This window comes from Actinophytocola xanthii, assembly GCF_001921205.1.
GTDB lineage: Bacteria > Actinomycetota > Actinomycetes > Mycobacteriales > Pseudonocardiaceae > Actinophytocola > Actinophytocola xanthii.
The window spans coordinates 179,572-204,126 of record NZ_MSIE01000008.1; the positions used below are offsets into that span (position 1 = coordinate 179,572).

General features: G+C 72.7%; 18 protein-coding genes. 3 read left to right on the forward strand and 15 right to left on the reverse strand.

The window, feature by feature from the left end; all coding sequences use genetic code 11:
- Positions 1-13: 13 nt before the first annotated feature.
- Positions 14-2,821, forward strand: coding sequence for an FAD-binding and (Fe-S)-binding domain-containing protein (locus tag BU204_RS07280; RefSeq protein WP_075124769.1), 2,808 nt, complete (start codon positions 14-16; stop codon positions 2,819-2,821).
- Here BU204_RS07280 and BU204_RS07285 read toward each other — a convergent pair.
- Genes BU204_RS07285 through BU204_RS07295 form a run of 3 tightly spaced genes read right to left on the reverse strand, consistent with a single transcriptional unit; the run spans position 2,793 to position 5,327 of the window.
- Positions 2,793-4,154, reverse strand: coding sequence for a HAMP domain-containing sensor histidine kinase (locus BU204_RS07285; protein ID WP_075124770.1), 1,362 nt, complete (start codon positions 4,152-4,154; stop codon positions 2,793-2,795). The two genes, BU204_RS07280 and BU204_RS07285, sit on opposite strands and share 29 nt — an antisense overlap.
- Positions 4,151-4,828 carry a response regulator transcription factor gene (locus BU204_RS07290; protein WP_075124771.1) on the reverse strand — a complete coding sequence of 226 codons (678 nt, stop codon included), beginning with the start codon at positions 4,826-4,828 and terminating at the stop codon, positions 4,151-4,153. The genes BU204_RS07285 and BU204_RS07290 overlap by 4 nt, the downstream gene beginning before the upstream one ends.
- 22 nt (positions 4,829-4,850) lie before the next feature.
- Positions 4,851-5,327 (reverse strand): DUF6474 family protein, encoded by a 477-nt coding sequence (locus BU204_RS07295; protein ID WP_075124772.1) that lies wholly within the window; start codon positions 5,325-5,327, stop codon positions 4,851-4,853.
- 85 nt (positions 5,328-5,412) lie between these two features.
- On the opposite strand from BU204_RS07295, the gene BU204_RS07300 reads away from it, so the two are divergent.
- Entirely contained in the window at positions 5,413-7,035 is a 1,623-nt protein-coding gene (locus BU204_RS07300; protein ID WP_075124773.1) for a TM0106 family RecB-like putative nuclease, read from the forward strand.
- Positions 7,036-7,055: 20 nt separating this feature from the next.
- On the opposite strand, the gene BU204_RS07305 is transcribed toward BU204_RS07300, so the two are convergent.
- From BU204_RS07305 to BU204_RS07315, 3 genes are all read right to left on the reverse strand, one after another.
- Entirely contained in the window at positions 7,056-7,814 is a 759-nt protein-coding gene (locus tag BU204_RS07305) for an SDR family NAD(P)-dependent oxidoreductase (RefSeq protein ID WP_075124845.1), read from the reverse strand.
- Between the two features lie 45 nt (positions 7,815-7,859).
- A complete protein-coding gene (locus tag BU204_RS07310) occupies positions 7,860-8,357 on the reverse strand; it encodes a GNAT family N-acetyltransferase (protein ID WP_198942794.1) in 498 nt (165 codons plus the stop codon).
- A gap of 217 nt (positions 8,358-8,574) precedes the next feature.
- Positions 8,575-9,537, reverse strand: a complete 963-nt coding sequence (locus BU204_RS07315; RefSeq protein WP_075124774.1) for an aldo/keto reductase — start codon at positions 9,535-9,537, stop codon at positions 8,575-8,577.
- 94 nt (positions 9,538-9,631) lie between these two features.
- On the opposite strand from BU204_RS07315, the gene BU204_RS07320 reads away from it, so the two are divergent.
- Entirely contained in the window at positions 9,632-10,573 is a 942-nt protein-coding gene (locus tag BU204_RS07320; RefSeq protein ID WP_075124775.1) for an oxidoreductase, read from the forward strand.
- A 250-nt stretch (positions 10,574-10,823) separates the two neighbouring features.
- Here the strand turns inward: BU204_RS07320 and BU204_RS07325 are convergent, their stop codons facing one another.
- The 9 genes from BU204_RS07325 to BU204_RS07365 form a co-directional block, all read right to left on the reverse strand.
- Positions 10,824-12,848: an acyltransferase family protein gene (locus BU204_RS07325; protein ID WP_075124776.1), complete on the reverse strand. Its 2,025-nt coding sequence runs from the start codon at positions 12,846-12,848 to the stop codon at positions 10,824-10,826.
- 61 nt (positions 12,849-12,909) lie between these two features.
- Positions 12,910-14,070, reverse strand: a complete 1,161-nt coding sequence (locus tag BU204_RS07330) for an acyltransferase family protein (RefSeq protein WP_075124777.1) — start codon at positions 14,068-14,070, stop codon at positions 12,910-12,912.
- Between the two features lie 40 nt (positions 14,071-14,110).
- A complete protein-coding gene (locus BU204_RS07335; protein ID WP_075124778.1) occupies positions 14,111-17,860 on the reverse strand; it encodes an FkbM family methyltransferase in 3,750 nt (1,249 codons plus the stop codon).
- Positions 17,853-19,154 carry a flagellar basal body-associated FliL family protein gene (locus BU204_RS41850; protein ID WP_075124779.1) on the reverse strand — a complete coding sequence of 434 codons (1,302 nt, stop codon included), beginning with the start codon at positions 19,152-19,154 and terminating at the stop codon, positions 17,853-17,855. Before BU204_RS41850 ends, BU204_RS07335 begins: the two co-directional genes overlap by 8 nt.
- A 99-nt stretch (positions 19,155-19,253) precedes the next feature.
- Complete coding sequence (locus BU204_RS39900) at positions 19,254-20,438, reverse strand: SHOCT domain-containing protein (protein ID WP_075124780.1); 1,185 nt, start codon at positions 20,436-20,438, stop codon at positions 19,254-19,256.
- 17 nt (positions 20,439-20,455) lie between these two features.
- On the reverse strand, positions 20,456-21,784 hold the full coding sequence (locus tag BU204_RS07350; RefSeq protein ID WP_083661075.1) for an alginate O-acetyltransferase AlgX-related protein: 1,329 nt from the start codon (positions 21,782-21,784) through the stop codon (positions 20,456-20,458).
- 10 nt (positions 21,785-21,794) lie between these two features.
- Complete coding sequence (locus BU204_RS07355) at positions 21,795-22,814, reverse strand: lysylphosphatidylglycerol synthase domain-containing protein (RefSeq protein WP_075124781.1); 1,020 nt, start codon at positions 22,812-22,814, stop codon at positions 21,795-21,797.
- On the reverse strand, positions 22,807-23,514 hold the full coding sequence (locus BU204_RS07360) for a class I SAM-dependent methyltransferase (protein ID WP_075124782.1): 708 nt from the start codon (positions 23,512-23,514) through the stop codon (positions 22,807-22,809). Before BU204_RS07360 ends, BU204_RS07355 begins: the two co-directional genes overlap by 8 nt.
- The gene (locus tag BU204_RS07365; protein WP_233159599.1) at positions 23,511-24,551 is read right to left on the reverse strand and encodes a glycosyltransferase family 2 protein; all 1,041 of its coding nucleotides are present in this window, start codon (positions 24,549-24,551) and stop codon (positions 23,511-23,513) included. The genes BU204_RS07360 and BU204_RS07365 overlap by 4 nt, the downstream gene beginning before the upstream one ends.
- Between the last annotated feature and the right edge of the window lie 4 nt (positions 24,552-24,555).

Genomic DNA, 24,555 nt, shown 5'->3' on the forward strand with positions numbered 1-24,555 from the left:
GCAGGGTGAGGTGGTGGATCTCGCGGGACTGGAACGCCGGCTGACCGAGACGGTCTCCGGCCGGGTCGCCTTCGACGCCGGTACCAGGGCGCTCTACACGGTGGACGCCTCCAACTACCGCAAGGTGCCGCTCGGCGTGGTGCTGCCGGACACCGAGCAGGACGCGGTGGCCGCGGTCGCCGCTGCCCGCGAGTTCGACGTGCCGCTGGTGCCCCGCGGCGGCGGCACGAGCCTGGCCGGCAACTCCTGCGGTACCGGTCTCGTGCTCGACCTCTCCCGTCTCGACCGGATCCACGGGATCGACCCGGCGGCGCGCACCGCCCGGGTCGGTCCCGGAGTCGTGCTCGACGACCTGCGGGCGGCGGCCGCCGAGTACGGCCTCACCTTCGGGCCGGACCCCTCCACGCACAGCCGCTGCACGCTCGGCGGGATGATCGGCAACAACTCGTGCGGCGCGCACTCCGTGGCCTGGGGCACGACGCTGGACAACGTCGTGGAGCTGGACGTGGTGCGCTACGACGGCACCCGGCTCACCGTGGGGCGGGGGCACGAGGACAGCGAGGTGCACCGCGCGCTGCGGGCGCTCGCCGACGCGAACCTGGCCGTGCTGCGGACCGAGTTCGGCCGTCTCGGCCGGCAGGTCTCCGGCTACCCGTTGCACCAGCTGCTCCCCGAGAACGGCCGCGACCTCGCCAAGGCGTTGGTGGGTACGGAGGGGACGTGCGTCGTCGTGCTCGGCGCCACGGTCCGCCTCGTGCCGGTGCCGGCCACCCGCGTGCTGCTGGTGCTCGGCTTCTCCGACGACATCGCCGCCGCCGACGCGGTTCCGGCCGTGCTCCCGTACCAGCCGCTCACGGTGGAGAGCATGGACGAGCGGATCGTCGCCCTGCGCGCGAGCCGCAACCCCGTGCCGCCGCCGGAGCTGCCGCCGGGCGGTGCCTGGCTGTTCGTCGAGGTGGGCGGGGACGACGTGACCGCGGCCACCACCGCGGCGAGCCGGATCGCGAACGAGCTCGGTGTGCCGCACGCGGTTCGCGCCGACCCGGCGGTGCAGCGCGAGCTGTGGCGGCTGCGCGAGGAGGGAGCCGGGATCTCCACGCGCATGGCGGACGGCTCCGAGGCCTGGCCCGGCTGGGAGGACACGGCCGTGCCGCCCGAGAACCTCGGGGCCTACCTGCGGGATCTGCGCGAGCTGTTGGACCGGCACGGCCTGCGCGGCCTCACCTACGGCCACTTCGGCGAGGGCTGCATCCACGTCCGGATCGACTGGGACCTGGTGCGGCCGGAGGGGGTGGCCGCCTACCGCCGGTTCGTCGAGGAGGGGGCGGACCTGGTGGCCCGCCACGGCGGCTCCCTGTCCGGCGAGCACGGGGACGGCCAGGTGCGGGCGGAACTGTTGTCGCGCATGTACTCCCCGGCCGCGATCGAGCTGTTCGAACGGTTCAAGGCGATCTGGGACCCGGCCGACCGGATGAACCCCGGGGCGGTGGTCCGCCCGTACCGGGTCGACGAGAACCTGCGCTTCGCCGCGTTGCCGTCGCTGCCGGTGCGGACCGCGTTCAGCTACCCGCACGACGGCGGCGACTTCGTCAGGGCCGCGCGGCGTTGTGTCGGCGTTGCCAAGTGCCGCAACCATTCCGGCTCGGTCATGTGCCCGAGCTTCCAGGTGACCGGCGAGGAGCGCCACTCCACCCGCGGCCGGGCCAGGATGCTGTACGAGATGCTCGCCGGTGAGGTCGTCACCGACGGTTGGCGCTCGGAGGAAGTGCGAGACGCACTTGACCTCTGCTTGTCCTGCAAGGGATGCGCCAGCGACTGTCCGGTCAATGTGGACATGGCGACGTACAAGGCCGAGTTCCTGTACCACCACTACCGGCGGCGGCGCCGCCCCGCGGCCCACTACTCGATGGGCTGGCTGCCGCTCTGGTTGCGCCTGGCGTCCCGGTTTCCCCGCGCGGCCAACTCGGCCATGTCCGCACCCGCCGTTTCCGCTGTGCTCAAACGGATCGGCGGGATCGCCCGGGAGCGGTCGCTGCCCGCGGTCGCCTCCGCGCCATTCACCCGTCGCCACCGCCGTTCGTCGGCGGCCGGGGGACGACGTGTGCTGCTCTGGCCGGACACCTTCACGAACTTCTTCACCCCCGAGGTCGGCCTCGCCGCGGTCCGGGTCCTCCGCGCGGCCGGTTTCGATCCCGTGCTGCCAGGGGGTTCGGTGTGCTGCGGGCTCACCTGGGTCTCGACCGGACAGTTGGACGTCGCCCGGCGCGTGATGCGCCGAACGCTGCGGGTGCTGGAGCCGGAGCTCGTCGCGGGAACACCGATCGTCGCGGTCGAACCGAGCTGCCTGTCCGCCCTGCGCGGCGAGGTCCCCGAGCTGACCGCCGACCCGCGGGCCACCCGGCTGGCCGAGCGCAGCCACACCCTCGCCGGGTTCCTGGCGGCTCATGCCCCACAGTGGACACCACCGATGATCGACCGCTCGGCCGTCGTCCAGGTCCACTGTCACCAGCACGCCACGCTTGGCTTCGACGCCGAGACCCGCCTGCTGGCCAGGGCCGGCGTCCGGGTGGAACCGCTGCCGGCCGGCTGCTGCGGCCTGGCCGGGAACTTCGGCTTCGAGCGCGAGCACTACGAGATCTCCCTGGCCTTGGCCGAACGCGCGTTGCTCCCCGCGGTCCGGTCGGCCTCGCCGGACACCCTGGTCCTCGCCGACGGCTTCAGCTGCCGCATCCAGGTGGCGCAGGGCGCCGGGCGCACGCCGGCCCACCTCGCGGAGGTTCTCGCCGAGCGGCTCAGCCCGCCCCCGGCAGGCGAACGGTGAACCGCGCGCCGCCCTCCTCGGCGGGGCCGGCCTCGATCGTGCCACCGAGCCGGGTTACCAGGCCGTGCACCAACGCCAGCCCGATCCCGGTTCCGCCCGGCCGGGTGGCGGAGTACCGCGCGTGCAGCACGCCCCGCTCGAACGCCGAGCGGTAGTCCTGCTCCGAGAGTCCCGGCCCGCCGTCGCGGACCTCGAGCACCGCCGTCCCCCGCTCGACCCGCAGCGCCAGCACCAGGGGTGCTCCGGGCGGGGTCACCCGCAGCGCGTTCTCCGCCAGGCCGTCCACCACCTGCCGCACCCGCCGCGGGTCCGTGCGCACCGGCACCGGGTGCGCCGGCGTGTCCGCGGAGAACTCCACCCCTGCCGCCGCGCACCGGGTCCGCCACACCGCCGCGGACTCGGCCGCCAGCGCGGTCAGGTCGACCTCGGCCAGGTCCAGCCGGAAGTCGTCCGCGCCCAGCCTGGCCAGGTCCAGCAGGTCGGATACCAGCCGGTCCAGCCGTGCGGCCTCCCGCCCGATGACGCGGCCGACCTCCGGCACCTCGTCGCCGGCCACCACGCCGTCGGCCAGGGACTCGGCGAAGCCGCTGACCGCGGTGAGCGGGGTGCGCAGCTCGTGCGACACCGACAGCAGGAACTCCCGCTGCCTGGCCTCGCTGTGTTCGAGCGCGTCGGCCAGCTCGTTGATCGACTCTCCGACCGCCACCAGCTCCAGCGGCCCCTCCGGTGGCACCCGGAGGTCCCGCCGCCCCGAACGCATGGCCGCGGCCACCGCCGCCGTGCGGCGCAGTGGCCGGCTCAGCCGCCGCGCCAGCAGCCAGCCCGCCGCCGCGGCCACCAGGAGGCCGACGCCCAGCGCGAACACGACGTTGCCGACCAGTCGCCGGCCGATGCCCTGTGCCGTCTCGACCCGGCGGACCAGCGCGATGGAGGTCTGGGCGTCCACCGCTCGCCCCTCCACGAGCAGCGTCTCCCAGCCCACAACGGTGCTCGCCGAGACCGGTCGGCGCGGTGTCGCCCGCTCGATACCGGCCTGCCGGGCGGCCAGTACGGCGACGCGGTCGGTGCCGGTGACCGCGCCCGTCGCGCCCCGGCGGGCCACCTCGACGCCCTGCCCGCGCAGCGTCTGGGTGATCCGCAGGGCACCCAGCCTGGACCGGGCCAGCTGGGTGGCCACCACGTCCGCCTGGTCGGCCAGCGTCTGGCGGGTCAGGTCCCGCGACGTCGTCGCCACCAGGCGCACCGCGACGATCGCGGCGACGAGGGCCATCACGCCGGCCACCGCCAGGCACACCGCTGTGGTGCGCACCGCCAGCGACGTGGGCCGGTTCATGGCGGGTCGGCGGAGTACCCGACGCCGCGGACCGTGCGGATCGGGCTGCTGTCCCCGAGCTTCGCCCGCAGCTGGGCGATGTGCACGTCGACCGTGCGGGTACCAGCGTTGGCCGCGTAACCCCAGACGAGGCTCAGCAGCTGCGCCCGGTCCAGCACCTGGCGGGGCCGGCGCATGAGCTGGGTGAGCAGCTCGAACTCGGTGGCGGTGAGCGAGACCTCCCGACCCGCGGCCCACACCCGGCGCTGCCCGGTGTCCAGGCGGGTGCCGCCCACCTCGAGCACCTCCTGCGGCAGGCCGCGGGCCCGGCGCAGCACGGTCGCCACCCTGGCGACCAGCTCGCGGGGGCTGAACGGCTTGGTCACGTAGTCGTCGGCACCCAGCTCGAGGCCGAGTACCCGGTCGACCTCGTCGTCACGTGCGGTGACGAACAGCACGGGCGTCCAGTCGCCGGAGGCGCGCAGGGCCCGGCACACCTCGATGCCGTCGGCACCCGGCAGCCCGACGTCCAGGACGACGGCCGCCGGCCGCAGCCGCCGCACCTCGGTGAGCGCGATCCGGCCGTCGGTGACCACGTGCACGTCGAACCCGTCCCGGCGCAGGTACCGGCCGACCAGGTCGGCGATCGCCGCGTCGTCCTCGACGACCAGCACCAGCCCGCGCTCGTCGGCCACGGCCGCACTCTTCCGCGGACAGCTACAGGCCGAGCCGGCTCAGCAGCCGCTGCTCGAGCTCGTCCAGCTCGGTGCTCGCCGCCCGGTGCACCGCGCGGCGGCGCGAGCTCGGCATCCGCTCCGCCGCCCGCACCGCGGCGGCGAGCTGCTCGAGCGTGGTCTCGGACCGCCGGGCGAACGTGCGGTCGTCCTCGGTCGCTCCCGGCCGGTCCCGCAGCTCGGCGAGCGCACGAGCGGCGCCGGTGAGCCTGGCGTGCAGCGCGCCGCCCTTGCCGGAGAACTGGGCGATCTCCTCGACCGGCACACCCAGCCGCCGCGCCTTCGCCCGGTCCATCCGGTCCCGCGCCTCGCTGAACACCCGCAGCGCGACGGGCGCCAGCGCCGGGATCACGGCCGGTGCGACGACCTTGGCCACGCCGAGCATGTTCTTGGCCTTCTTCGGCGTGAACCGCGGCGCGCCCGGGATCGGCTCGGCGGCGATGCGCTTTCTGCGTGCCATGGCAGTAGAACCTACTGGGTGGCCGGGACCGTGCACCCCGGCTACCTGCCGCGTTCTGTCGGTGCAGCGGCCTAAACTGCGTAACGTGACATCTTCGGTGCTGCTCGACGCTGGCGTCGTGAACCGCTGCAGGCGTCGGGTGCACCTCGAGCACGACCCGGCGATGGGTGATGTGGTCACCGCACCGCCCGACCCGACGGCCGAGCAGCGCAAGGCCGACGCCGCGGCGCACCGCCGCGCGGTCGCCGACGAGATCGCGGCGCTGGTCGGCGGGGGGTGGACGGAGATCGGCCGGGGCGTCGACCGCGAGCAGGCAACGCTCGAGGCGATGGCCGCCCGAGCCCGGTTCATCTGGTCCGCCCAGCTCCCGCGCGACCCGGTCGGGAACCGCCGAGGCCACGTCGACCTGCTGGTCGCCACGGAGAGTGGTTACGTGCCGGTGCTGGTCGTTCGGCACAAGGTGAGCGACCCGGGGGTGGGTGCCCAGACCGCACCGCTGGCCACACCGCTGCCCTCGGCCAGGCGCCCCGACCCGGTCCGGCGGGTGCGCCCCCAACCCCGTGACCAACTGCGCCTCGCCCACGCCTACCGGCTGCTCGAGGCCTGTGGCCAGGCCGACGGCTCGGCGATGGGCGGCGTCATCGGGCTCGACGGCGAGGTGGTGGTCTGGCACGACCTGCGGGCGCCGACCTGGCCCGGCGGACGCGGCGCGCTCGACGAGTACGACGCGCGCTTCGCCGACCGCGTGGCGGTCGCCACCGCCGCGGCCACCGGCGGCGAGCCGCTGGCCGCCCCGTCCCGGATCGTCGAGTGCCGCACCTGCCCGTGGTGGCCGGTCTGCCGCCAGGAGCTCGAGCAGGCCAGGGACGTGAGCCTGGTGATCCGCGGCGAGGAGGCCGCCGCCCTGCGTGCCGCCGGCATCCGGACCGTCGACGACCTGGCCGTCGTCGACCCGCGGGACGGGGCGCTGCCGGTCACCGGCATGCCGCTCACCGACGCGGTCGGCCTGGCCAAGGCGTGGTTGGCGAACCTCACCGTGGTCCGCCGCGTGCCGCAGGTCGTGGTCCCCCGCGCCGACGTCGAGGTCGACGTCGACATGGAGAGCTTCGGCGACTCCGGGGCCTATCTGTGGGGTGTCTGGCTCTCCGGTGCCGACGTGGGGGAGGCCCAGGGCTACCGGGCGTTCGCCACCTGGGAGCCGCTGCCCACCGACGACGAGGCACGCTCGTTCGCCGAGTTCTGGCAGTGGCTGATGATGATCCGCCTGCGTGCCCGTGCCCGTGGGCTGACCTTCCGGGCCTACTGCTACAACGAGCTGGCCGAGAACAGGTGGCTGCTCGCCTCGGCCAAGCGCTTCGCCGGCAAACCCGGCATCCCGACCAGCGAGCAGGTGCACGCGTTCATCACGTCCGACTCCTGGTTCGACCTGTTCGGCAGCGTGCGCGACCACTTCCTGTGCTCCCGGGGGAAGGGCCTCAAGACCATCGCCCCCGCCGCCGGCTTCACCTGGCGCGACGCGGAGGCCAGCGGTGAGAACTCCATGCGCTGGTACCGCTCCGCCGTCGGCCTCGACGGCACCGCCCCGGACCCGGGGCAGCGCCGCCGCCTCCTCGAGTACAACGAGGACGACGTGCACGCCACCCTCACCCTCCGCCGGTGGATGTCCTCACCGCGGATCCAGGAGATCCCCTACGTGGGAGACCTGTAGCGGGCCGATCGACGCCTCGGCTACCGGGGGCTCATCCGCAGGGCGCCGTCCATCCGGATGACCTCGCCGTTCAGGTAGTCGTGCTCGATGATCGCGATGGCCAGGCGGGCGAACTCCTCCGGCCCGCCGAGGCGCTTCGGGAAGGTCACACCCTCGGCGAGCGTGGCCCGGACCTCCTCGCTCACCTTCGCCAACATCGGGGTGTCCATGATCCCCGGCGCGATGGTCATGACCCGGATTCCCGAGGAGGCCAGGTCCCGCGCGGCGGGCAGGGTCAGCCCCACGATCCCGCTCTTGGACGAGGCGTACGCGGCCTGCCCGATCTGGCCCTCGTACGCCGCGATGGAGGCGGTGTTGACCACGACGCCGCGCTGGCCGTGCTCGTCGGGTTCGGTCGCGGCCATGGCCTCCGCGGCCAGGGTGAGCACGGTGAACGTGCCGATCAGGTTGATTTCGACGATCTTCCGGTACAGACCGAGGTCGTGCCGGCCGGTGCGGGACAGGATCCGGGCAGCCGGACCAATGCCCGCGCAGTTCACCGCGACGCGCAGCGGCACGCCGGCGCTGGTGGCGGTGGCCACGGCGGCGGCGACCTGGTCGGCGTCGGTCACGTCCGCCGCCACGTAGGTGATTCCCTCGACGGCAGGGGCCTGCTCGATCGCGGCCGGGAGGTCCAGGGCGAACACCGTCGCACCGGCCTCGGCCAGCGCCCGAGCCGTTGCTCCACCCAGGCCGGACGCACCGCCGGTCACCAACGCGGCGATCCCGTTGATCTGCATGCCCATCCCTCTCTCTCGGCCGACCACGCAGAGGTTAACGGTCGTTCAGCGCAGGTCATGGACCAGTAGGTCCATCAGCACGCCGTCATGCCAGCCGGAGCCGTCCGGGTTGCGCTCGTAGTCGCGCATGATGCCGACGCGGCGGAAGCCGACCGCCTCGTAGCAGCGGATCGCGGCCTCGTTGTCGGCTGCCGGGTCGATCACGAGGCGGTGGTGTCCCCGGTCCCGCAGCAGGTGCCGGGCGACGGTGCGGACGGTGTCCCGTCCGATGCCCCGACCGTGCACCTCCGGGTCCAGGAAGATGTCGATCGCGGCGTGCCGGTAGTCCGGGTCGTTCTCCTCGCCGTACTGGACGAACCCGCGGACCGTGCCGGCCACCAGGACCGTGTAGCAGGTCACCTCGGTCTCGTCGAACGGCCACTGGGGGCCGAACTCCCCCCACCGCGCGCGCACGGGCGGTGTCTCGCCGATCCGGCGGAGGTCGGAAACGTGCTCAGCGGTCACCGGGACGAGCGTGACCAGCTCACCGTGCAGAGGCTCCACGCGGTCACGTTAGCCGTTGTCCTCCGGCCGACGCCCCGTGACGTGCAGCAGCACGACCAGGGCGAGTGCGGCGAGCAGAGCGAGCCCGACGAACAGGCCGGCCGCGGCGAGTAGTTCCATAGGACAACTGTCGTCGTCCACCCCGTGCTCCCGCGTCCACCACCAGCGGGTATCTGGCCTCCGACCGGGGGATGACCGAGCGTGTCCGGGAGGGGTCTCAGCGCCGTCCCGGCGGGCAGATCTCGTCCAGCACCCGAAGGTCGTCCGGAGAAGGCCGCCACTGCGCGGCGGCGGCGTTGGCGCTCGCCTGCTCGGGCGTGGTCGCCCCGGCGATCACCGAGCCGACCGGGTGCTGCGCGGTGAGCCAGCCGATCGCGACGGTGGCCATCGGCAGGCTCCGCTCCTCGGCGAACGCGCGCAGCTTCTCGATCCGGTCCCAGGGAGCATCGGTGAGCAGGCGGGTCCGGCCGACGAGCCGGGAGTTGGGCGGCGGGTCGGCGTCGCGGTGGTACTTGCCGGTGAGCAGGCCGTTGGCCAGGGGGAAGTACGGCAGCAGGCCGAGTCCGAAGCGCTCGCAGGCCGGGATGACGTCCCGCTCGGCCTCCCGTTCGAGCAACGAGTAGTGGTTCTCGACGGCCACCGGCGGGAGCAGGGTCCGAGTGCGACAGATCCAGGCCGCGTCCGCGATCTGCCAGCCCGCGAGGTTGCACACCCCGGCGTAGCGGATCAGGCCTTCGTGCACGAGGTCGTCCAACGCGCCGAGGGTCTCCTCGAGCGGGGTCTGCGGGTCGGTGCGGTGCAGCTGGTAGAGGTCGATCCAGTCGGTGCCCAACCGGCGAAGCGACGCCTCCACCGCGCGCCGGACGTACCTGCGGGAGCCGCGCGCGCCGAAGTCGGGGCCGTTGGCGCCCTGCATGTCGACGCCGAACTTGGTCGCGATCACCGCGTTGTCCCGCCGACCCGACAGTGCCTGGCCGAGCAGCTCCTCGCTGCGCCCCCGCGGCGCGCCGTAGACGTCGGCGACGTCGAACAGTGTGATGCCGGCGTCGAGTGCGGCACCGACCAGCGCCCGCGACCCGGCGAGCGACTCGGCGGCAGTGCCGGGGCGGCCCAGGTTGTTGCAGCCGAGCCCGACCACGCTGACGACGAGACCTGACTCGCCCAGGTGACGCAGCTCCACCGGATCAGGCTACTGAGCCGACTGGCCGCGATCCAGCTGCCGAACGGCCGTACCTGTCGTGTGGCGACGCCACGGTTGGGGCACGCTATGCCCCATGAGCAGTGCAGCTGCTGGCGAGAAGCCGACCGCGGCCGGGTGGGTCACCGAGCACGTCTCGAGCCAGGTCGGCCGCACGTTCGTCGTCACGGGGGCGAACAGCGGGTTGGGCCTGGAGACCGCTCGGGCCCTGGGCACCCTCGGCGCGCGGGTCGTGATGACCGCCCGCGACCGGCAGCGGGGCGAGCAGGCGGTGGAGCTGCTGCGCACCGAGCAGCCCGAGGGCCGGTTCGAGCTGCTCGAACTCGACCTCGCCGACCTCGACTCGGTGCGCCGGTTCGCCGCCGGCCTCGACGACTTCGACGTGCTCATCAACAACGCCGGGGTGATGGCGCCGCCGCGCGGGCAGACCGCGCAGGGCCACGAGCTGCAGTTCGGGGTGAACCACCTCGGGCACTTCGCGCTCACCGGGCTCGTGCTGGACAAGCTGCTGCGCGGTCGGGACCCCCGCGTGGTCACGGTGACCTCCGGGCTGCACAAGCGCGGCCGCATCCACTTCGACGACCTGCACGGCGAGCACGGCTACTCCCGAACGAAGTACTACGCGCAGTCGAAGCTGGCCAACGTGGTGTTCGCGCTCGAGCTGAACAAGCGGTTGCGGGCCAACGGGGTCCCGCTCAAGAGCGTCCTGGCCCACCCTGGGTACTCGGCGACCAACCTGCAGTCGAGCGGCCCGACCGGCGTCGGCAAGCTGCTGATGAAGGTCACCACCCGGGTGCTGGCCCAGGAGGCGGCGATGGGTGCGCTGCCTCAGCTGTACGCGGCGACCGGGTCGGACGTGGAGGGCGGCCAGTTCTACGGCCCGGACGGCCGGGGCGAGTCCAGGGGCTTCCCGACGCTGGTCGAACCGCTCGAGGCGGCGCGGGACCGGGAGCTCGCCAAGCGGCTGTGGGACATCTCCGAGGAGCTGACCGGCGTGAAGATCCCGTTGCTGCCCTGACGCCTCGGGTGCGGCAGCTCAGTTCCGGGGCTCAGTTCCGTGGCTTCGAGGCTGGTCGTAGAGCGCGGCGACCAGCCGGACGAGGAAGACGATGCCCGCGATGGTGAGGATCGTGATCTGAACCCACATGCTGGCCTCCGGAGTCTCGGTCGCTGCACTGGGACGCGTGGCGATGGTCGGTCCGTTCCCCCGCGTCGCCCGGGAACTCGCCTGAGACACGCCGAGAGCCGTCACCCGTTCGGGCTAATCCTCAGTCGCTTCGGTGCCGGCCACCGCTCCGTGCCTGGTCCGGATCGTCCTGCTCACCGGGCCAGCCCACCGTGCCGGTGCCGTCCGAGGTGCCGGCCCTGCCCGGCCGCCCCTGCGGCGGTGCCGCCACGAACCAGGCGGCATGCACGGAGGAGTCGGCCCGCCGCCGCCCCGCCCCCGACGCCGGTGTGCCGGCCTGGTGCTCCGGCGAGGAGTGGCCGTCCCCGGGCGAGTGATGCCGTCCGTTGCCGTTCGCGCCGCTCGGAGCCGGTTGGTTGGGGTGACCGGTGTCCTCGGTGGCGGTCGGGGGTTGACGGTGGCCACCGCCGATGGGCCCACCCTGGTTGGTGGTGGCTCCCGCTGAAGGGTGGGGGCTCGTGTGCGCGGGGTGGCCGTTTTCGCTGGGGCCGATCCGGCTGGTGGTGGTTCCCACCGACGAGCTGGGGTTCGGGTGGTTGATGCCGCCGCTGGTGGTCGTCGGTCGGCGGCGATCGGTGGGTGCGGGATCGGTGGGTGCGGGATCGGGCGGCCACGGGTGGGTGCCGTTGGTGGCCGGCGGTTGGTCGGCGCGGAGGCGGGGAGCGGGGGGAGTCGGGAGGCCTCGGCCGTTCTCGTGCGGGTCGGTGGGTCGCGGCAAGGGCTGCTCGCCCCGGCGGTGGGCCCGGGCGGGTCGCGGTAAGTGCTCGGGCGGCGCCGGGGGCGGGTCGTCCTCGCGGCGGTGCGGCATGGCGGCGTCCTGGGCGGCGGGCCCGGGCCGGGGGTCGAGCGGCCGCGCGACCGGGTTGAGCTTCTGGGTCGCCTCGCCCGCCGGCAGGGGGCGTGCCACCGGCGGGGTTCGCTCCGTCGGCTCGTCGGCCGGGCGGACGGCGCCGACGGGGGGCACGGCCGGCACCTCGGGCGCCGGCTCGGTCCTTCCGCTCGGCGCGACCTTCGGCCGGCCGGACAGCCTGCGCGCCAGGTTGTGGGTCGGCAGTTCGATGAAGCGGTAGCTCAGCTCGACCACCACCACCGTGCCGGCCAGCGACGTCAGCACCGCCAGCCACAGCGGCGTCCGCATGTACAGCAGGTGCATCAGCGGGAACGCCACCGCGCCGTGCACCAGGTAGATCGAGAACGTCCGCTCCGACAACGCCGTCCACACCCGTCGCTCCCGCAGGTGTGGCTCGGCCAGCATCCCGATCAGGAACAGCAGCACCGCCAGCGCCACCGGGTACGGCCGCGGGATGTAGTTCGGGTCGATCCGCAGCTCCCGTGCCCAGATGAACATCAGCCACGCCACCATCACGTACAGCGCGGCCAGCCAGCCGGGGATGCGCTTCGTCGACGCCGCCCAGATGGCCTGGCCCATCACCGGGATCAGCAGGAAGGTCATGTTGATCACGAAGGCGCGGTACTCGTCGCCGAATGCCCGGTGGGTGATCAGCAGGACCAGCACCAGCTCGAGCTGCACGGCGATCGCGAGCCACATCCGGGTCCGCAGCAGCGGCAGGACGATCACCAGCAGCGCGTAGAACAACATCTCCACCGCGAGCGTCCAGGCCACGCCGACCCACGCGCCGAACGGCCGGTCGATGAAGTTCCACATCGTCGCGTTGGTCAGGACCGTGTACGGGGTCACCTCCTGGGGCTTGCTGCCCAGCGGGGAGATCCCGTTCGCGAACATCACCGCGCTCGCCGCGACCACGACAAGCAGCAGCGGGTAGATCCGGAACAGCCGGTGGATGGCGAAGGTGCCGGCGCTCATCCGCAGCGCCAGCGGAGTGATCACGAACCCGCTGATCAGGAAGAACACCGGCACCGCGAGGTTGCCGACGCCCTGCTCCTCGGTCAGCTTGAGCGGGATGAAGATCGCGTTGTCCAGCACGTCGGTCGGCAGCGTGTGCGCGTCCATGTGCGCCCGGATGAACACCTCGTAGATGTGGGTGTACACCACCGACAGCGCGGCCAACGCCCGGGCGATGTCGAGGAACACGGCCCGTCTGCGGACCGGCACGAGCTCGGCCCCGACAAGACGGTCCTCGGCCATTACCGCCCCCCGAACGTGGGTAGCTGACCCATGGACCTTAGCGGGACGCATTCCGGGCGGCTCAGCCTGACGGTCGCCCGGCGACGCGGGTCGCCAGCGACGCGATCGGACGCTCCACCGCCCGGTGCAGCAGCTCGGCCACGGCCAGGGTGACCCCGATCGCCAACGGCACGGCCAGCGCCGAGGACAGGTGGGGCCACAGCAGGGCCAACACGGTGAACGACGTCGTCTGGTGCACGAGGTACACCGCGTAGCTACGGGAGGACAGGTAGGTCACCACGCGCCACCGCGGGACTCGCCGGCCGGCGAGCACGGCGAGGATCACCAGCAGCATGGCGAGCCCGAGCGTGAGCGGGAACGCGTCGTCGTAGCGGGCCCGCCCCTGCCCGTCACCCCAGGCGAACACCACCCAGCAGGCCAGCCCGAGCGACATCCCCGCCCACAGTGGCGCCTTCCTCGCCCACACCAGCCAGATGACCTGGCCGAGCACGACCGCGATGCCGAACGCCCCGATGTTCCTGATCGCCCCCGCGGGCAGCCCGGTGAGGGTGGACGTGACCGACAGGATCACCGAACACGCCGTGATCTGGATCGCGATGGCGACCCACGGGGCGCGGCGGAACAGCACCAGCAGCGCGCCGATCATCGCGTAGATCCCGAGCTGGGGGACCAGGGTCCAGGCCACGGCGACGAGCACCGGGAACTCCCGGCTGAAGAAGTCCAGCAGGAACATGTTGGCCAGCAGGTCACCGACGCCGACCGACGTCTGGCCACCGGGGATCGTGTAGAGCCCGACGTTCACCAGGACCCAGGCCAGGACCACCGCGACGAACAGCGCCGGGAAGATCCGCAGCACGCGCTTGAGCCCGTACTCGCCGACCCGTTCCTTGGTCGCCACGTGAGCCATAACGAACCCGCTGACCAGCAGGAACAGGGCGACTCCGAGGAATCCGAGATCCTTGTTCAGGTGCAGCGGCCCGATCACGAACCGATCGATGACGTCGCTGACCGGCATCGGGTCCTGCTTCAGTCGGTACCAGCTCGCGACGTGGGTGTAGAAGACCAGGCAGGACGCGAGCGCCCGGAGCAGGTCCAGCCCGTCCAGGCGCCGGCCGCTCCTGGTCCGCTCGGGAGTCGGCGGCGGCGGTTCGACGGGAGCAGGAGCCGGGAGGAACGGATTGGCAGGTACCTCACTCGGTCGAGTGGCGAGTTGCTCACTCATCCGACCTCCTCCGCGCCCCAGCGGAGGACAAGCTACCCGATCAGGTGAGAGGGCGGAGCCAGAGTGTGACGAAACCTTCCTGGGTGTTCCTCGCCAGCTCAACGAGCTCGTTTTCCGAGGTCAGCGCGTCGGCGGTGCGTACCTTGCCGCTCTCGGCCGCCGCGACGACCTCCTCGGTCACCGGCACCAGCGCGTAGCCCCACTCCCGGTATGTCGCCGCTACCTCGGCCGGGACCGCACCCGCCTGCTCGATGTCGTCCGGCGCGAACTCGGCGAGCACGTGCGGCCGTCCGGCGCGCAGCAGCGCCTCCATCCCGGCCAGTGCACGGTGGTCACGGCCCTGCGCGTCGCACTTGACCACGTCGACCCGCCGCTCGCCGAGTCCGGGCAGGCCGTCCAGGCGCAGACCCGGCACCTCGACCGTTCCGGCCGGGTCGATCCGGTTGTCGCCGGTGTTGCCGTCGGGGGACAGCGCCAGCCGCAGCGCCGTGTCGGTGTCCCAGGCGGCGCCCTCGACCAGCGTGAGCCGGTCAGCGACGGCGGGGGCGACGTTGGCCGCCACGTTCAGCGAGAGCAGCTCGCGCACCGGGGCCCAGGGCTCGACGGCGTACACCGCGCCGGTCGCGCCGACCCGCTGGAGCCCGCGGACGGTGAAGTAGCCGACGTGCGCGCCGATGTCGACGAACACGCCGCCCACCGGCAGCAGCAGGTCGATCAGCCGCGACTCCGCGGCCTCCCAGGTGCCGTACCGGCGCAGCCACGGCAACACCACGGTGTCGTCGGCCGGCAGCCGGATCAGGCCGACGTCGGTGGCGACGGTTTGGCTCGTCCCCGCCGGAGCCGGGTTGACCAGGTCGTGGTGGCGCAGCAGCCCGGCCCGCAGCAGCGGGACCTCGGCGTTCAGCTCGGTCGTCGCGGCCTCGACGGCGGCCATCCAGTCGGCCCGCTCGTGCAGCAGCCGCATGATCCGGTCCTCCAGGCCGGCGATGCGGTTGCCGAGTTCCTCGGCCCGCTCGTCGACCTCCTGCCGCATCGCCCTTGGCAGCTCCTCCCGCAGCTCCCGCAGCCGCTGGAGATCTCGGATCTCGCGGCTGACCTCGGCGTTGACCGACTGCTGCGCGGTCGCGGCGCCGGCCTGCGCGTGCTCGAGCCGCTCGAGGCGGGCGAGCAGGTCCTGCTGGCCGCCGGCGAGCTCGGCGAGGCTGCCGGCCACGCCGTCCATCAGCGCGGTGAGCACGGTGCGCTGGTGGTGGTCGTAGTGGTCGAGCGCGCGCAGGATGCCCCGCCGCAGCGCGGCGGCCATCGGCAGCCGGCTCGCCGCGCTGGGGTCCGCTCGCCAGCGCAGTGCCTCGCGGCTGCTCTCCAGCGGGGCGAGCGGGCCGGGCTGGGCCCGGGCGGTCCGCCGGTGCAGCCAGGTCCCGTGTGCCGCCTCGAGTCGGGTGCGCACCCACTCCGCCGCCCTGGTCGCCGGCCGGGAGGTGAGCACGTGCTGGCGGCCCGCGGCCGCGCGGCGCAGCGCGGCCACGGGGTCGGCGGCGATCTCGCGCAGCGCCGCGGCCGCGGCGTCGATGTCCGGTTCGGCCCAGTGCGCGTCCCGGGGGTAGGGCTCGTTCCCCGGACCCACGTCGACCAGCCGGTAGGGGACCGGCCAGCCGGTCTCGGCGGTGAGGAACTCGGCCGTGCCGCCGTAGTCGGTCGCGACCACCGGCAGGCCGTGCGCCATGGCCTCGGCCACGGTGAGCCCGAACCCCTCGCTGCGGTGCAGCGACACGTACGCGTCCGCGGTCTCGAAGAGCTTGGCGACCTCCTCGCCGCTCAGGTACTCCTCGATCAGCTCGATCCGGTCGTCGCCGGCCGCGGCCAGCCGCAGGCGCTCGCGGTCGCCGGGGTGCCGGTCGCCGTTGATGGTCTTGAGTACGAGGCGGACGTCGGACCGGTCGCCGAACGCCGCTCGGAACGCGGCAATGGCCGCCAGCGGGTTCTTCCGGTCGAAGATGCTGTTGTGGTCGAAGACGAACAGGAACCGGGTGACCTCGTCGTTCCTCGGCGCTCGCTGGGCCGCTGCCGGGCCGAGCGGGTCGCGGACCGGAACGGCGAAGGTGTGCACCGGCACCGGTGAGTGCTCGCGGATGGCCTCGGCACAGAACTCGCTGATCGTCCAGATCTCGTCGACCTGGCCGAACGCCGGGTGCATCGCCGGCGGGAACGTGTCGAGCTCCCAGGACCACACCCCGATCACGTACCGGTCCCTGGCCAGCTCCGGGTACAGGCGCAGGGTCTGCCCGGTCATGTCGGCGTTGACCACGAGCACGCTGACGCCGAACGTCGGCTCGCCGGGTCTCGCGTCCGGCGACAGCGGGTGCGAGGTGCGGCTGACCACGGTGAACTCCTCCACCGCGGTGGCCACCGGCACGCCGCTGGCCACCACCGCCCCGTGCACGAGGCGGCCCATCTCACCGACGCCGAGCTCGGCGGTCAGGTAGCCGAGGACGTTCGCGCCGAGCGTCTCCACCGGCTCCACCACGGGCGCCGGCGGGCGGTCGGCCACCGCGGAGACGGGCAGCTCCCGCTCGTTCGCCCCGGAGGTCCGGCACCAGTGCCGGTAGCCCTCGGCATCGGCGTGCAGGGGATCCGGGTAGACCAGCTGCAGGTCCGCACGCGAGGTCCACAGCGCGTAGGCCCAGCGGGAGAGCCCGGCGCGTTCCTGGGGCGGGTTCGCCGGTTCGGTGGCCCAGCGCAGCAGGTCCTCGGCCGTGTCGCCGCGGAACGGGTTCGGCGGCGCTGGGGTGCCCCGACGTTCCGACTCGACCCAGGCCGCTCGGTAGGCCCGGCGCAGCGATGCGGACACCGCCGTGCCGTCCGGCAGCGTGTTCCACCGGTAGGGGATGTCCTCGAGCGCCTGCCGGTAGCCGGCCTCGAACAGGTGGGACCGGTAGTCGGCGATCAGCTCGGCGAACAGCGGGTACTCCGAGAGCAGCACGCGCGGCCGGTCGGCGTAGTGCGTGGTGACCAACCACGGCTTCTCCGGGCGGTATCCGGAGAAGTGCACGAACCGCAGCGGGTGCCCGCTCGCGGTGACCGTGCCGTCCGCCTCCCTGGCCAGGGGGCGCTGGTAGATGTTCCAGTAGGCGACGTTCCACCCCGGGTCGGCCACCATCGTGTGCCGGAACAGCGCCGGCACGTTGTCCACCCAGCGCTGGTCGGTGAACAGCTGCTCGGTGACCGACGAGATCGCGTCCTGGCGCAGTCGCTCGGCCCAGAACAGCAGGAACGGGTCCGCCGCGCCGGACACCCCGATGAAGCCCAGGTTGAACACCCCGGAGGCCATGATGTCGGCCTCGCTCGGACGCAGGCCGTCGCGCGGCATCGGCTCGAGCACGTGCGGGGTCAGCACGATCTCGTGCTCGAGCGCCAGCGCGGCGACCTCGTCGGCGAACGTGCCGAAGACCTCGATGTCGGGGTCGAGGTAGATGGCCACCTCGTTCTCGGCGAGCAGCGTGCGCAGCAGCCACGGCTTCACCGCAGTGCACAGCTCGGTCACCGAGTAGGCGAGCGCCATCCGGCCGAACTCGGCCGCGTCGAGCGAGATGTCGTCCGGCCCGAGGAACCGGATGCCGGGTACCTCCTCGGTCAGCGCCACCAACTCGTCGGGGCTGGCGTCGATCACCAGGACGGCGAACGCCGCCTCGGGGTGGTGCCGGCGGAACGACTCCGCCAACACCCTGGCCGCCGGCACGTAGTTGCGCGCGACGATCGTCCCCGCGCAGGTGGCCGGTGCCCGCTCAGCCATCCGCGGGCAGCCGCTCGAGCTGGGCGTCCAGGACCTCGTCGAACAGCTCGCTCGCCTCGTTAAGGGTCGCGCCCTTGGCCTCGACCCGGACCACGCTGTCTCCCGACGCGTAGTGGGCACGCAGCAGCGGGCCGCCCTCGGCGTTCTCGTTCACCGCCGCCAGCACGCCCTCCGGCGCCTCCCGCTCCTTGAGCGTGAAGTTGAGCTGGAGCGCGGCGAGCCCGTCGCGGGCGGTCGCCGCGGCGGTGTCGCTCTCCATCGAGGTGTAGAGCACGAGGAGGTCGACGCCGTTCTCCTTGGAGAGCTTGACCTCCGCGTCGCCAGCGCCGCCCTGCTGGTAGAGGTTGATCTCCTGCGGGGTCAGGTAGTTGATGTCCTCGACCTGGGCGAAGGTCTTGATCTTCGACATGTTCGAGACCTCGCCGGGGAGGTCGACGACTGGTCCCGGCGGCGCCTCGGAGGTGGAGGGCGGGGCCTGCTCCTGCGACTGCCGGTCGTTGCCGTCGTCCTGGGCCGTCCCCTCGTCCGGGCGGAACAGGAAGTACGCGCCGGCGGCGATGCCGAGCAGGACGACGACGATCGCGATGATGCCGAACACCTTGCCGGCACTCGACTTCTTCTCGGTCTCGAAGACCTCGGGGCCCTGCCTCGCCCAGTCCGGCGTGCCGGCGGCGGCCAGCGGCGGGAACTCCTGGCCGGCCCACGGCGGCGCGAGCTCCTCCTCGTTCTGCCAGGGCGGCTGGTTGGGCTGGGGGAACCCGCCGGGCGGCGAGGCCTGGGGCGGCGGGGCCGGCCGCGGCGGGCGGGCACCGGCGTGCGCCTGAGGCGGCACCCCGGGCACTACCTGGGTGGTCGCCGAGTCGTTGGGCGGGTTCGCGCGCCAACCGCCGACCGACTGCGTCCGCTCGGCGTCGCCCACGTTCTGACCAGGCACGATCTGGGTCTTGTCGGCGTCCTCGCCGCCGTCCGCCCCCTGCTGCTGTTGCGTCGGGGGTTGTTGCGTCGGGGGCTGGGGCTGCTGGGGCTGGGGCTGCTGCTGGAACGGCTGCTGGGGAAACGGCTGCTGGGGAAACGGTTGCTGGGGCGCCTGCTGGAGCGGTTGCGGCACACCGTGCCCCGGCGTCTGCAGGGGCGGGATCATGGTGGTCGACTCGCTCGCGCTCGGTGCGGGCTGGGCGCCGGGGGAGACCGCGGTGGACAGGATCTGGTCGCGGCGCGACCGGTAGTCGTCGGCCGAGATTCGCCCGGCGGCGAGCTCTTCATCGAGCCTGCGGAGTTCGTCCTGCCAGGACACCCTGGCCTCCTTCCGTATGACCGGCCGCCAACTCTCGGCGTGCAGATCTGCTCACGCGCCCCGAACTCGCATATTGTGCACGGGACCTGCGGGTGGGTTTCAGTCGGCCGGAAGCCGATCGGTCACTGTTCCCAGCACTCTCTGGAACTCGGTACGCAGCTCCTGCTCGTTCCCGTCGGGCCGGCCGGAGACGTTGAGCTGCACCCAGACGTCCTCGGAGGAGTAGACCGCGATGAACGTGCGGAACGCGCTGTCGACCCTGGTGATCACCGGTGGGTCGTCCGGCGAGACCTCCGCCGCCGGTGCGAAACCCGCGCGCTGCAGGTGCTCCCTGGCCAGGACCGCCACCCCGTCCGCGCCGTTCTCCGGCGGGATGGGCGAGGCGACCAGGAGGTAACCGGCGCCGGTTCGGACCGCGCCCCGGTAGGCGATCTCGCTCGATCCGTTGTCCGCCAACATGGTCGCGTAGGGCGGGGTGAACAGATTCAGCTCACGGGCCCGCGCGAGGGACATGGTTCCGTTGTTGGGGTTCGCCTTGCCCGGCAGGTCGGGCAGCCGCGCGGCGATGTCGTCGATGGCCGGAGCCTGCTGCTGGGTCGAGGTCTGCGGGGGCGGCGTGGCGCTGGAGTCTCCGCCGTCGTCGCGGAGCGCGAACCACCAGACACCGGCCCCCACCAGCGCCAGCACGAGCACCCCCACCACCACCTTCGGCAGCAGCCCGCCGCCGGCGGGGCCGGCCTCGGCGAACACCTCCTGGCCCTGGATCGGGGCGGCCCGGTAGGGGGTCGGTCGCACACCCGGACCAGTCGGCTGGCCGCCGGCGTCCGGTCCGGTCGGTCCGACTGGTGCGTTCGGTCCGACTGGTGCGGACGGCCCGGCCGGTGCGGACGGTCCGGATGGACCGGACGGCGCAGCTGGTCCGGACGGCGCGGGCTGACCGGGCGGAGGGCTCGGCGGTGGCGGGCCTACCGGCCGCTCGGTCGAGCGGATCCGGTTGACGTCGACGACCTGGGTCGTCTCCTCCTCGTCGGGCTGGTCGACCTTGACCACCAGCGTGGTCTCGGCGGCGTTGGCCGCCTCCTGGGCCCTGGCCTGGTGCGGTTGGGGCCGGGCCTGCGGCGGTGTGGGGCCTCGCTGGTCGCCGCGCGCCGGTCTGGCGGGTGTCTGCGACCCGCTGGACGCCTCGGCCAGGATCTCGTCGCGAACCTTGCGGTACTCCGCGGCACCGATCTCACCCTTGGCCAGGCGGTTGTCGAGCTTGCGAAGGCTCTCCTGCCACGTCATCGGTTCAGATCTCTCCACTAGCGAATGGGGCGGTTCTGCGTTTCCTGCCGGACGAGGTCGAGGAACGGGCGGTCGAGCAGCCGCAGGTCGCCGCGCGCGATGTTGCGCTCGACGATCTCCAGGACGAACACCTCGTTCTCGGCCACCGTGCGGGCCACCAGGGCGGGGTCGGGGTCGATCGTGCTGTAGTACAGCTGGGTGACGTCGGCGAACGCAGTCGGGATGTAGGCCGAGACCGGAAGGCTGAAGGAGTCCCCGAGCAGCAGCGTAGGCCGGGAGACCATCCCCTCCTGCGGCTCGGAGACCCGGCGCACCGGCTTGCGCAGGTCGGCGAGCGGGCGGATGGTCCGGAAGTTCTCGCCGTCGGGGGCGAGCCGGTAGGTCATGGCCTCGTTGATGCCCTCCCGCCCGATCAGCGGCGGCAGGTCGGCGTTCGCCGTCCGTTGCTCGCGTTCGACGACCTCCCAGCTCCGGGTCACCCCCGGCTCGACCCGCTCGGCGACCTGGCGCACCAGCTCCAGTGCGCCCTCGCTGGTCCAGTGCGAGTCGAGGGGGAAGTACGGCGGCCGGCCGAGCTCCTCGGCCACCGCCTGCAGCGGGGCGCGCATGTCGACGGCCCGCGCGGTGGCGGAGAGCTGCTGCCACAGCTGTGGCGTCACCTCCTCGGCACAGTCCTTGCCGGCGTAGCTGTCCGGCAGGTGTTCGGGAACCATCGTGCTCTTGTCCGGCACGGCGACGAGGATGAATCGCCGTCCCGAGCTCTCCACGATCTCGCGCAGCTCGGCCAGCCGGGCCATGGTCTCGGCGAGCGGCCGTTCCGGCCGGCACTTGGCGATCACGTCCTCGCCGAGGTAGAGCCAGCCGTCCCGGCCCTCGATCACGCGGCGGTACCCGGCCGCGTCGGGGACGTTGTTCGGGTTGTTCGGGTCCGGCTCGGTCGTCGTCCCCTCCTGGTCCGGGCTGCCGGGCAGGGGGCCGGACTGGGAGGTGGGGCCCTGGTCGAACGGCGCCGGCTCACCGAAGAACGTCCGGCTGATCCAGTCGGCCGTCTGGATGGCACCGGCCCGGAACACGAGGTTCTCCGTGGCCCACGGGTCCATCCCGGTGAGGAAGCCCCAGCCGTCCCAGAGCGAGGGGAAGCTCGCGAGCTCGTGGTTCTCCAGCTCGCTGGGACGCATCCCGCCCAGCCACATCAGGGTGGGCGCGGCGAAGAAGACGAGCGCGCTGATCAGCGCGGTGAGCTGCCGCCCGCCGTGACGCGGGCGGTGCAGCGAGTGCTCACGGGGCAGCCACGCCTCGTGGACGGGCGGTAGCCCGTCGATCGCCTGCCGATCGTCCAAGGTCACGCGCGTTACGTTAGCTGGCTGCCCGCTGCGGCGAGGGTGCGCTGCCCATACCGGCCAGCTGCCTGTCCTTCCTCGCCCGCACAAGCCCGTAGCGCAGGGCCAGCAGGATGTCGGCGAGCGTGTGTCCCGCCCGCAGGACCAGGCTCACCGTGGTCGCGGCGGCGACCCCGAGCAGCGGGGTCAGCGCCAGGACCAGCACCGCCTCCCGTGCCCCGACGCCGGCCGGGGCGATGAACACCACCAGCCCGACGATCCAGCCGAGCGCGAACGACGCCGTGCTGACCAGCGCCAGCGTCAGGACCGAGTCGGTGAACGGGTCGGCCAGCAGGTAGCCGGCGGCGCCGTAGCCGAGCCAGGCGGGGAGCATCCAGGCGAGCGGCGCCACCAGGTGCTTCCAGCGCAGCACCGGCGGCTCCACGCCGGACCGACCGGCCAGCTTGCGGGCCAGCAGGTTGACCACCCTGGGGTGCAGCAGCACGAGCGCCAGCGGGATGCACACCCCGGCCCAGCCGAACTTGCTCACCAGGTTGGGCTGGCTGATCAGGAGCAGCGCGCCGACCAGGACCGAGGTGACCGCGTGCACCACGAGGAACACCGAGCCGGCGAGCAGGGCCAGCCCGCCGGGCACGCCGTGCTCACGGGCGAAGCGCATCTGGGCCAGGAACGGCCAGATCGAGCCCGGGAGGTACTTCCCGACCTGGGCCGGGAAGAAGATCTGCCGCGCGGCGCTGGAGCTGATCCGGGAGCCGAGCGCGGCCAGGCAGTGCTTCCACACCTCGGCCGTGGCCAGCAGGCCCAGTACGACGGCGGCCAGCGCGAGCGGCATGCGCCACCAGTCGATCCGGCCCAGCGAGCCGACAACGTCCGACAGTTGGCCGCGCAGTGCCCAGCCGGCGAGACCGACGGCGAGGACCACGAACGCGACGGCGAGCAGGTCCGCCCGCCGGCTCGGCCGAGGCGGTGCCGGGACCGGCTCCGGCGCCGAACTGTCCGCCGAGCCTGTCACGGCACCGCCCGCCGGGTCAGGCACGCCAGATCAGCCCGGTGGTGGTCGGGTAGGGCAGCGTGGGGGTCGCGCCCTTGAGCAGCTCGATCCGCAGGCCCGGCATCGCGGACAGCACGTCCCAGTACCGCTTGCGCTTGATGTTGTCGAACACCACGACCCCGCCCTCGGCGAGGTGGTCCAGCGACCTGCGGAACGCGTCGATCCTCGCCCGACCGTCCACCACGATCAGGTCGAAGGGGCCCCCGACCTGGTCGATCGTGGAGACGTAGTCGGCGAAGTCCAGGTCGGTGTGGCCAACCCGGGCCGACCGGATCACGGTGTCGGCCGTGGCGGCGGTCGGCGGCACGGCGTGCAGCTTCGCGTTGCCCGCCGTGTCGGCCAGCATCTCGCGGACGAACTCGGCCCACTGGGTGTCGTGCTCGACGCTGTCCACCTGGCCGGCCCGCTTGGCCAGCCAGATCGTGCTCGCGCCGGCGCCGAACTCGAAGATCCGCGCGCCCGGCCGCTGGGCCAGGAACTCCTCCACCCGGCGCATGGCCGGGTAGCTCCACCAGGCGAGGTCCATCTTGACCATGTCGCCCGCGTCGTGGATGGAGAAGAGCGTGCGCAGGTGCTTCGCCTTGGGAGAGTCGCTTCGCTCCAGCCGGGCGAGCAGCCCGGCCTTGTCCGCGGCCTTGCGGATGGTCCGCACACCGCTCACGTAGGCGCCACGGATGCCACTCATTTCGCCCCCAACGAGGTCTTTGGTTCGGCCACGTCGGCCGGCTCGAGTGTTTTCGTTCGTTCAGCGATCAGGTCGGTCGCCTCGCGCCGGTTGGCTGTCCGGTGCAGCACGATCTCCGCGATCAGGCCGATGGAGATCATCTGGACGCCGAGAATCACGAGCAGGATACCCAGCATCAGCAGTGGCCGGTCGCCGATGGCCTCGCCGCCGAAGATCTTCACGATCGACAGGTAGGCTAGCATCAGGAATCCGATCATCCCCGAGGCCAGCCCCAGCCCGCCGAACAGGTGCGCCGGCCGGCGCCCGTACTTGGTGATCGTCATGACCGTGAGCAGGTCGATCGCGCCCCGCACGTAGCGCTCGAAGCCGTACTTGGAGCTGCCGTGCTCGCGCGGGCGGTGGTTCACCGCCAGCTCGCGCACCTTGTACCCGGTCTGGTGGGCGAGCGCGGGGATGTAGCGGTGCAGCTCGCCGTAGAGCGGCACCCGCCGGTACACCTCGGTCCGCGCTGCCTTGAGCCCGCAGTTGTGGTCGTTGAGCTTGAGGCCGGTGATGACGCCGGTCATCATGTTGAAGAACTTCGAGGGCAGGCGCTTGCCCAGGGGGTCCTTGCGGTCGGCCTTGTGCCCGGAGACCAGGTCGGCCCCGTCGTCGAGCTCGGCGAGCAGGCGTGGCACCTCGGCGGGGTCGTCCTGCAGGTCGGCGTCCATCGTGATGATCCGCTCGCCCCGGGCCTCGTCCACCGCCGCGGCGAGCGCGGCGGCCTTGCCGAAGTTCCGGCGCAGCCGCAGGGCGCGCACGCGCTCGCTCGCCGCGGCGAGTTCCCGCATGACCGCCCAGCTGCCGTCGTCGCTGCCGTCGTCGACGAAGATCACTTCGTACCCGACCTCCGGCATCGTGGCGAAGGCCGCGGCGATCTCGTCGACCAGCGTGGCGAGGGTCCGCTCCTCGTCCTTGACCGGGACCAGGACACTGACCTGAACGTCCGGGATCGGAGCGAGGGGTACCTGTTCGATGCTCACTGGTTCGATGCTCACTGGT